The 8,794-nt window shown below is 43.2% G+C and carries 12 protein-coding genes; 10 read left to right on the plus strand and 2 right to left on the minus strand.

The features are described 5' to 3' along the window. Window positions 1–181: 181 nt before the first annotated feature. Window positions 182–385, minus strand: a complete 204-nt coding sequence (locus tag BFI01S_RS19915; RefSeq protein ID WP_035332946.1) for a sigma factor G inhibitor Gin — start codon at window positions 383–385, stop codon at window positions 182–184. A 257-nt stretch (window positions 386–642) separates the two neighbouring features. Here BFI01S_RS19915 and BFI01S_RS19920 point away from each other — a divergent pair, with 257 nt between their 5' ends. The 10 genes from BFI01S_RS19920 (at window position 643) to rsmI (ending at window position 7,861) form a co-directional block, all read left to right on the plus strand. Continuing rightward, window positions 643–2,079, plus strand: coding sequence for an aminotransferase class I/II-fold pyridoxal phosphate-dependent enzyme (locus tag BFI01S_RS19920; RefSeq protein ID WP_061794157.1), 1,437 nt, complete (start codon window positions 643–645; stop codon window positions 2,077–2,079). A gap of 20 nt (window positions 2,080–2,099) precedes the next feature. Continuing rightward, a complete protein-coding gene (gene tmk / locus BFI01S_RS19925; RefSeq protein ID WP_061794158.1) occupies window positions 2,100–2,726 on the plus strand; it encodes a dTMP kinase in 627 nt (208 codons plus the stop codon). Window positions 2,727–2,869: 143 nt separating this feature from the next. Further along, on the plus strand, window positions 2,870–3,199 hold the full coding sequence (darA, locus tag BFI01S_RS19930) for a cyclic di-AMP receptor DarA (RefSeq protein WP_009336682.1): 330 nt from the start codon (window positions 2,870–2,872) through the stop codon (window positions 3,197–3,199). Between the two features lie 42 nt (window positions 3,200–3,241). Continuing rightward, window positions 3,242–3,682 carry a YaaR family protein gene (locus BFI01S_RS19935; protein WP_061794159.1) on the plus strand — a complete coding sequence of 147 codons (441 nt, stop codon included), beginning with the start codon at window positions 3,242–3,244 and terminating at the stop codon, window positions 3,680–3,682. Window positions 3,683–3,695: 13 nt separating this feature from the next. Beyond that, the gene (holB, locus tag BFI01S_RS19940; RefSeq protein WP_061794160.1) at window positions 3,696–4,682 is read left to right on the plus strand and encodes a DNA polymerase III subunit delta'; all 987 of its coding nucleotides are present in this window, start codon (window positions 3,696–3,698) and stop codon (window positions 4,680–4,682) included. A gap of 13 nt (window positions 4,683–4,695) precedes the next feature. Next, window positions 4,696–5,523 (plus strand): PSP1 domain-containing protein, encoded by an 828-nt coding sequence (locus BFI01S_RS19945; RefSeq protein WP_035332950.1) that lies wholly within the window; start codon window positions 4,696–4,698, stop codon window positions 5,521–5,523. A gap of 12 nt (window positions 5,524–5,535) precedes the next feature. Continuing rightward, a complete protein-coding gene (gene yabA, locus BFI01S_RS19950) occupies window positions 5,536–5,910 on the plus strand; it encodes a DNA replication initiation control protein YabA (protein WP_061794161.1) in 375 nt (124 codons plus the stop codon). Window positions 5,911–5,986: 76 nt separating this feature from the next. Beyond that, window positions 5,987–6,727, plus strand: coding sequence for a tRNA1(Val) (adenine(37)-N6)-methyltransferase (locus BFI01S_RS19955; protein ID WP_061794162.1), 741 nt, complete (start codon window positions 5,987–5,989; stop codon window positions 6,725–6,727). Beyond that, window positions 6,715–7,002 carry a GIY-YIG nuclease family protein gene (locus tag BFI01S_RS19960; protein WP_061794163.1) on the plus strand — a complete coding sequence of 96 codons (288 nt, stop codon included), beginning with the start codon at window positions 6,715–6,717 and terminating at the stop codon, window positions 7,000–7,002. The genes BFI01S_RS19955 and BFI01S_RS19960 overlap by 13 nt, the downstream gene beginning before the upstream one ends. Continuing rightward, window positions 6,980–7,861: a 16S rRNA (cytidine(1402)-2'-O)-methyltransferase gene (gene rsmI, locus BFI01S_RS19965; RefSeq protein WP_061794164.1), complete on the plus strand. Its 882-nt coding sequence runs from the start codon at window positions 6,980–6,982 to the stop codon at window positions 7,859–7,861. The genes BFI01S_RS19960 and rsmI overlap by 23 nt, the downstream gene beginning before the upstream one ends. A gap of 38 nt (window positions 7,862–7,899) precedes the next feature. Here rsmI and abrB read toward each other — a convergent pair whose 3' ends face one another. Further along, entirely contained in the window at window positions 7,900–8,184 is a 285-nt protein-coding gene (abrB, locus tag BFI01S_RS19970; protein WP_048009776.1) for a transition state genes transcriptional regulator AbrB, read from the minus strand. Window positions 8,185–8,794: the final 610 nt, after the last annotated feature.

Consider the following 8,794-nt stretch of genomic DNA (forward strand, 5'->3'; position numbering starts at 1 on the left):
GCTGCCGGGCATATGAAAGAGCACCTGATATGGGTGCTCTTTTTGTGTGTTTGGTTGATTTACTGAATCATATTGTCTTATTTGGACTCTCCTTTTTTTAAGAAAAATTTCAAGCAATCCTTACACTAACAGCCCCGCAGCCCACAAAAAAATAAAAAGCCCCTATCAAAGGGCTTACATTTCAAGAAAATATCTCCGGCATTGTTATTTTCCGCAGCTTCTTTAAGTAATAATTATATTTTGGATGACTTGTATCCGTGGTGATTAAATCATTCTCACAATCTGTGCAGATAAAAGAAGTGTATAGATGTATTCCCCTGGTTTTTGCCTGCTCGCATATGACACATTCTTCCCCTGCCTGTTTCTTTGCTAATAGCGAACCCAATCACTCCACCTCCATACCCTTAGTCTGCCCAGATTAACACTATTGTATACAATTTTTTGAATTTTCATTGGCGGGTTTTTCTGAGGTTACTTGATTAATATTGTATGATGGAAATCTAATTTGGGTGTATGTCTATAAAGGATTTCTTTTATTATTTTGCCTGATGTTTCAGGGACTGGCGCAGATATCGCCCTTATGTAGCAGTTACATACTTGTTTTGTTAAAATAGGAGAAGAATCATAGGAAAGTGTGAACATATGAATCAGGAAAACACTCCATTATGGAACCAATTACAAAAACATGCTACACACCAGCCGTTGTCCTTTCATGTGCCGGGCCATAAGAACGGGTTTCTTGCAGGCGGTGAGGGAGCAGATTATTTTAAACATATTTTAAATCTTGATGCTACGGAGCTCAGCGGACTGGATGATTTGCATTCTCCTGAGGGAGTCATCCTGGAGGCACAAGAGCTGCTTGCCGGCCTGCATGGAGTTTCAAAAAGCTTTTTCCTTGTGAACGGGTCGACTGCAGGGAATCTTGCCATGGTCCTGTCAGCAGCAGAAGAAAAGGAGACTGTCCTGGTCCAGCGGAACTGCCATAAGTCCATCCTGAATGGCATTACTTTGGCTAAGGCGAAGCCTGTCTTTTTAGCGCCTGAGTTTAATGAAGAGTGGGGCGTTGCAGGGGGAGTGGCTTTAGAAACGGTAAAAGAGGCGATCAGGCAATATCCTGATGCAAAAGCAATCATCTTAACCTATCCGAATTATTATGGAATGGTATACGACCTTGAAAATATTATTCAGTGTGCCCACGATCACGGTATTCCGGTGCTGGTAGATGAGGCTCATGGAGCGCACTTAATAGGCGGGAGCCATTTTCCCGCTTCGGCCGTTCAGATTCAGGCAGATCTCACTGTACAATCGGCACATAAAACGCTGCCTGCTATGACAATGGGTGCTTATCTGCATTTTAACAGCCGGTTTATAAAGGAAGAAAAAGTGTCCAACTATCTGGGGATACTCCAATCAAGCAGCCCTTCCTATCCGATTATGGCTTCTCTTGATTTGGCAAGGGCTTATTTAGCTTCATTTTCGAAAAAGGATGAGGAAGCACTGCTAAAAAAAATCGTGCGTTTCAGGAAGGATCTAAACAGGGTTAAAGGCATTAAGGTACTGCCATTTCAATATCACAAAGGCGACCCCTTAAAGGTAACCATTCAGTCGGAAACCTCACTCAGCGGGTTTGACCTGCAGATTCTTCTGGAGAAGCGCGGGATCTTTACGGAAATGGCGGATCCCTATAATGTCCTGTTTGTTTTGCCTCTTTTGAAGAACGATATGGATTATCCATTTGACCGGGTGATTGAATGTTTGAACGAGGGATTGACATCATTCGGACCGGCAGACCGCCAGGAAAGAATCACTTTCAGTAAAAAGCCTGTTTCCGGCCTTGCCCTTGAGCAAAAGGAACAGAGTCGGCACACCATTAAAACGGTGGCACTGGAAGAGGCGGCCGGTAAAATATGCGCTCAGCAGGTTACTCCTTATCCGCCAGGCATTCCACTCTTATACCCGGGTGAAATCATCGAGGGTGAAGATATAGCAAACATTCGATTTCAAATTCAGGCCGGAGCGCGGTTTCAAAATGGAGACAATATAAAAGCAGGCAGCATTAACGTTTATGAGGGTCTATAACAGCAGCTGGAGGAAGTAAAATGAAAAAAGGTAAGTTTATTACGGTCGAAGGACCTGAGGGTGCCGGAAAGACAACGATTATTGATATGCTGGCAAGCAATCTGGCAGAGGAAGGCTATCAGGTGCTTCAGACAAGAGAGCCTGGCGGAATTGAGATTGCTGAACAAATCCGAAGTGTCATACTTGATAAAAAGAATACAAAGATGGACCCGAGAACAGAGGCTTTGCTGTATGCGGCAGCCAGAAGGCAGCACCTGGCTGAGAAAGTAAAGCCGGCACTGGATGAGGGATATATCATTTTATGTGACCGGTTTATTGATAGCTCTCTTGCCTATCAGGGTTATGCAAGAGGACTTGGCATTGAGGAGGTCTACTCCATCAACAGCTTTGCCATTGAAGGCATGATGCCTGAACTGACTTTGTATTTTGATATTGATCCTGAGTCGGGCCTGAATAGAATCAATCAGCATAAAGGACGGGAAGTGAACCGCCTGGACCTGGAAAAGCTCGACTTTCACCATAAAGTGCGGGAGGGCTATCTGAAGCTAATGGAGCTTTACCCAGAGCGCATCTTTAAGATTGATGCTTCAAAGCCATTGGAGGAAGTTTATCAGCAGGCGGAGAGCAAGCTGAAAGAACGAATATAAAAACTTGCCTTAAAGATTATATTTCTTTAAGGCTTTTTTAAAATATTTTTTCTGTATTCCCTTAATTTCTGCTTGAAGATAAAATAATTGATATAATAAAAGTAAGACAAAACGGATGAAAACTTTGTAAAGGGGATGGGCTTATGAAATTAATTCTGGCAGTCATTCAGGATCAGGACAGCAATAAGCTAATGAATGCGCTGGTTGACAATAACTTTCGTGCGACAAAATTGGCCAGCACGGGCGGATTTTTGAAATCAGGCAATACAACGTTCATGATCGGAACAGAGGATATCCGTGTGGAGAGAGCCCTGCAGATTATTAAGGAAAATTGCAGAGCAAGAGACCAGCTGGTCGCACCGGTATCGCCGATGGGCGGAAACGCTGATTCTTATGTGCCCTACCCTGTTGAAGTTGAGGTTGGCGGTGCGACAGTGTTTGTTCTGCCAGTCGAGCAATTCCATCATTTTTAATCATTACAGAGGGAGCTTAGAGCCCTTTGCGGAGGATCAGGTATGAAAATTAATCAGGAACTTCGGCTCAAGATGGAAAATGTCCGCAATGAGCAGAAGCAGGCAGCCGGGAATGGCGTTAAATTTTCTGAAATGGTGCAGAAGCAGGACCAGAAAATGCAGGCTTCCCAGCTTCAGGGTCTGTTAAAGGATATAGATGCCGCAGGAGAACGGCTGGCCCGCTCCAGAACCTTTAAGGATCTGGCCAAATTTAAAACGCTTGTGAAACGATTTGTGAAGGAAGCAGTTGATTTTGGAATGGAGCTGAGGCAATCGCACAGCTGGAACCAGCATGGACAGGGCCAATCTCTGAAAGTGGTGGAAACGGTTGATGAAAAGCTTTCAGAGCTGACAGATGAATTAATGAAAAAAGAAGAATCTTCTATTGATATATTAGGGAAAGTCGGAGAGATTAAGGGACTCCTAATAAATTTATATATGTAAGTGAGTGATACTTGTGGGAAAAACGTGGGAACAGCTGGAGGCCGTACAGCCAGTTGTATTAAAAATGTTTAAAAATAGCATAGTGAAGGATCGGCTGGCCCACGCCTACTTATTTGAAGGGATGAAAGGAACAGGAAAGCGGGAAGCAAGCATGCTTTTGGCGAAAAGCCGATTTTGCCATGAGCCGCTTGAAGGGTATGTTCCATGTGAAACATGTTCAAACTGCAAGAGGATAAACAGCGGAAATCATCCGGATGTTCATATTCTGGAGCCGGACGGGCTTTCTATCAAAAAAAGTCAGATTCAAAGCCTGCAGGAAGAGTTTTCAAAGACTGGGGTAGAATCCAGGCGGAAACTTTATGTGATTGTTCATGCTGACAAAATGACAGTGAACGCTGCCAACAGTCTGCTTAAATTTCTGGAGGAACCTCATTCAGAGACGACCGCTGTGCTGATTACCGAGCAGTCGCAGCAGATGCTTCCTACTATTTTATCCCGCTGTCAGTCCATTTCTTTTAAACCATTATCTCCTGCTGAAATGATTCAGCAATTAAAAAATAATGGAGTGGATCCTGCCCAGGCACCATTACTTGCACAAATTACCAATAATTTGGATGAAGCTTTACAATATAGTTCTGATGATTGGTTTGTACAAGCACAAAAAATAGTGTTAAAATTATATGAAGTGGTAAAGAAGAATCCGCTTGAGGCAATGGTTGCCCTGCAGGAGGATTGGTTCTTGCACTTTAAAGAAAAAGAGCAGATTGATCGCGGCTTGGATCTATTACTTCTTATTTTTAAAGATTTACTATATATTCAGCTTGGGAAACAAGACCAGGTTGTCCATCTGAACGAACGAAATCGTTTAGAGCAGTTTGCGCTGCAATCTTCTGCTAAGCGCCTGACGGAACAGATGACGGCTGTTTTGGAAGCCAAAAGAAAATTGCAGGCAAATATGAATCCGCAGCTGTTGATGGAACAGCTTGTGCTAAAATTGTAGGAGGGATCTTCCTTTGTATGATGTAGTAGGAGTGCGCTTTAAAAAAGCGGGCAAGATTTATTATTTTGATCCCGGAGATCTCTCAATACAAAAGGATGACTTTGTCATTGTCGAAACTGTCCGAGGCGTAGAATACGGAAAAGTGGTAATTGCCCCGAAGCAGGTCGATGAGCATGATGTTGTCCTTCCATTAAAAAAGGTTCTTCGTATTGCAGATCAAAAGGATCGCATGATTGTCGAGGAGAACAAGCAGGCCGCCAAGGAAGCATACGAGGTATGCTGTGAAAAGGTACAAACACATCAGCTTGATATGAAGCTGGTCGATGTTGAATATACATTTGACCGAAATAAGGTCATATTCTACTTTACGGCTGATGGCCGGGTTGACTTCCGTGAGCTTGTCAAAGATCTCGCAGCCATCTTCCGGACAAGGATCGAACTTCGCCAGATTGGTGTGAGGGATGAAGCAAAAATGCTGGGCGGAATTGGCCCATGCGGAAGAATGCTGTGCTGTTCCACCTTCCTGGGTGACTTTGATCCTGTATCCATTAAGATGGCAAAGGACCAGAATCTATCGCTAAACCCAACGAAAATATCTGGTTTATGCGGCCGCTTAATGTGCTGTCTGAAATATGAAAATGATGAGTATGAAGCAGCAAAAGAAATGCTTCCGGACCTTGGGGAATGGATTCAGACCCCGGATGGAGCAGGAAAAGTGGTAGGCTTGAATATATTGGAGCGTGTGCTGCAGGTTGATGTGAAAGAAGCCGAGCGCGTCCTCGAATATACACTGGATGAAATTTTAAAACAAGGTGCTGTATCAGTTCAGTCCACAGATTAAGAGGTGGAAGTCGTGGATAAAAAAGAAATCTTTGACTCAGTGAGTAATATGGAAACCCAAATTGGAGAGTTATATCAGCAGCTTGGTGAGTTAAAGCAGCATTTGGCAGAAATACTTGAAGAGAATAACTCTTTGAAGCTGGAAAATGAACATTTAAGACGTCATTTAGACATATCTGCGGAAAAGGAAAGCACATCGGCGAAAAAAGGTAAATCAGAGCAGTCGGCCGATGCTGCAGATGATGATAAGGTGATTGATATTGGCGAAGGCTATGATAACCTGGCCCGCCTCTATCAGGAAGGCTTTCACATTTGCAATCTCCATTTCGGCAGCCCGCGTAAAGAGGGAGACTGTCTGTTTTGCCTGTCTTTCCTGAATAAGAAGTAAACTTTTAGCCTTCCTGATGATAGGAAGGCTATTTTTCCATAAAAGCAAAGAATCAGAGAAGCATGGAGGGTCAAGAATGGATTTTTTAAAAGAAGGGGAGCGGCTGGACTATTTGCTGGCTGAAGATATGAGGATCATCCAAAGCCCGGCCGTTTTTTCTTTTTCACTGGATGCTGTCCTGCTGGCCCGGTTTGTGTATGTGCCGATTCAAAAAGGCAATCTCATTGATTTGTGCAGCGGAAATGGCGTGATTCCGCTTTTTTTAAGCACAAGGACAAAAGGGGCCATTACAGGCGTCGAAATTCAGGAGCGTCTGCATGATATGGCGGTCAGAAGCATTGAATACAATAAGCTTCAAGACCGGATTAAGATGATTCACGGGGATATTAAAGAGATCCATCAGGTATTAGGTTATGGGAAATTTGATGTTGTGACCTGCAACCCGCCTTATTTTCCTACTCCTTCTAAGGATGAAATCAATGAGAATGAGCATTTGGCGATTGCCCGCCATGAAATTCTCTGTACACTCGAGGATGCGGTTAAAGCGTCAAGCCGGCTTGCGCGACAGGGAGGCAAGGTGGCATTTGTGCACAGGCCCGGCAGGTTCCTGGACATTGTCACGCTCATGCGCAAGTATAAGCTTGAGCCAAAAAGGGTGCAATTTGTCTATCCGAAGGCCGGAAAAGAAGCAAACACCCTGCTGATTGAGGCAGTCAAAAACGGCAATCCGGATTTGAAAATCCTTCCTCCTTTATTTGTATATAATGAAGAAAATGAATACACACCCGAAATGAGAGAGATTTTATATGGAGAATAGCCATTTTTTTTTACGTTCTCCATTGCCGTGATGGCAGCTTATATGCAGGCTACACCAATGATCTTGAAAAACGGGTGAAGGCTCATAATGAAGGAAAAGGGGCCAAGTATACCAGAGGAAGAGGACCGGTAGAGCTGGTCTTCTCCCGTTCTTTTTCGGAAAAAGGCGAAGCGATGAGAGCGGAATATGAGTTTAAGCAATGGTCCCGGAAAAAGAAGGACGAGTTTTTAATGAAAGAGACGGGTGGTATATATGTGGCAGCAAAAAAGCTTTGAGCATGAAGAAACAAAAGGAATTCTGTATTTAGTCCCGACTCCGATCGGCAATCTGGAAGACATGAGCTTCCGGGCAGTAAGAATCCTGAAAGAAGCGGACTATATTGCAGCGGAGGATACGCGCAATACGAAGAAGCTCTGCAATCATTTTGAAATCGCCACACCCATCATCAGCTATCATGAACATAATAAGGAAATCAGCGGTCAGAAGCTGCTTGAAAAAGTGGCCAATGGCGCAAAAATTGCCCTTGTCAGTGATGCAGGAATGCCTGCGATTTCAGACCCGGGCTATGACCTTGTAACAGCAGCTGCTGAAGCAAAGCTGACTGTGGTGCCCCTTCCGGGTGCGAATGCTGCTTTAACCGGCCTGATTGCTTCCGGCATCAACACTCAGCCCTTTTATTTCTATGGGTTCCTGAACAGGCAGAAGAAACTCAAGAAACAGGAGCTCGGGGACCTCTCCAGGCTGTCGGCAACCATCATCTTATATGAAGCTCCCCACCGCCTGAAGGAAACCCTCTCGCTGATGTCAGAGATCATGGGCAACAGGAATATCGCGTTATGCCGCGAACTGACGAAGAGATATGAAGAATTTATCCGGGGAACTGTAGAAGAAGTGATGAAATGGGCTTCAAGCGGCGAAGTGAGAGGTGAATTTGTGATAATTATTGAAGGGACTTCCGAGACTGTGCAGGATGCAGAAGAAGCCGCCTGGTGGGAGAATCTTTCGATTGAGGATCATGTCACACATTATATAGAAGAAACTGGACTCGCGAGCAAGGAAGCCATCAAGCAAACCGCAAAAGATCGGGGAATAAATAAGCGGGATGTTTACCATGCTTATCATATCGAAGAATAAAAAAAGCTTCTCACACAAGTGAGAAGCTTTGTTCATAATTATTTTACGGTTTCAAAAGTGTTTTGAATTTCTTTTAACAGCTGTTCTGCACCATCACGGCTCAAGATTAGTTTGCCGTTAGCCAGTGAGATATTATCATCAGAAACTTCCCCGGTAACGTGGCAAGTCATGTTTGGCTTGTACTTTTTAAGGATGATTCTTTCGTCATCTACGTAGATTTCCAACGCATCCTTTTCAGCGATTCCAAGTGTGCGTCTTAGTTCAATAGGGATTACTACCCGGCCAAGCTCATCAACTTTACGAACAATACCTGTGGATTTCATAATAAAAGTCTCCTCTCAAATCTCCAATAATATTTTTCTCTATCTATATCGTTTCGTCATTATTCGACAAAATCTTTATACATTTATAATACCAGCGATTCCCATATACGTCAATTACTTTATTTTGGAATAGAATAGAAAATTTTGGGATGCTGAACGAAGTGTTGGTATTACTGCGAATATTGAAATAAAAGCCATTTAAAGTGAAAAGTTGGAAAGGAGCTTCCAAAAAAAAACATATGACTATTTTCGACATTTCGACAAAGTTCTACAAACACCCATGCTATTACTATAATAATATTCGAAAGGCAGTTTCCTTTTTTAGGGATAGATAATAAAAAATTTTATTAGAGAAAAATCCTGCAGTTCCTTTCTGCCTATTGGTTGCACAATTTCAAGTTTTTAGGTATATTTTGATGGTATAAGAGGTTATCCTGACGAATATAACTTCTTGTAAAATATTGATATAGCAGGCCCAATAACGGCACGATTTTCTGATTAATACTCTCGTCCAAATTGGGCGGGATTTTTTAAAATTTAAGAAAGTATAACTTTAGACTTCGATAACTATCTAGCTCCAGCGCCTACCCCCTCGAGGTCACAAGCCAAT

The organism is Cytobacillus firmus NBRC 15306, assembly GCF_001591465.1.
Taxonomy (GTDB): domain Bacteria; phylum Bacillota; class Bacilli; order Bacillales; family Cytobacillaceae; genus Cytobacillus; species Cytobacillus firmus.

Excerpts from the sequence above, each read along its gene's own strand:
- BFI01S_RS19935 (WP_061794159.1), top strand. The coding sequence starts at position 3,242 with ATGAAAATTAATCAGGAACTTCGGCTCAAGATGGAAAATGTCCGCAAT.
- rsmI (WP_061794164.1), top strand. The coding sequence starts at position 6,980 with ATGTGGCAGCAAAAAAGCTTTGAGCATGAAGAAACAAAAGGAATTCTG.
- abrB (WP_048009776.1), bottom strand. The coding sequence starts at position 8,184 with ATGAAATCCACAGGTATTGTTCGTAAAGTTGATGAGCTTGGCCGGGTA.
- tmk (WP_061794158.1), top strand. The coding sequence starts at position 2,100 with ATGAAAAAAGGTAAGTTTATTACGGTCGAAGGACCTGAGGGTGCCGGA.
- BFI01S_RS19955 (WP_061794162.1), top strand. The coding sequence starts at position 5,987 with ATGGATTTTTTAAAAGAAGGGGAGCGGCTGGACTATTTGCTGGCTGAA.
- BFI01S_RS19920 (WP_061794157.1), top strand. The coding sequence starts at position 643 with ATGAATCAGGAAAACACTCCATTATGGAACCAATTACAAAAACATGCT.
- darA (WP_009336682.1), top strand. The coding sequence starts at position 2,870 with ATGAAATTAATTCTGGCAGTCATTCAGGATCAGGACAGCAATAAGCTA.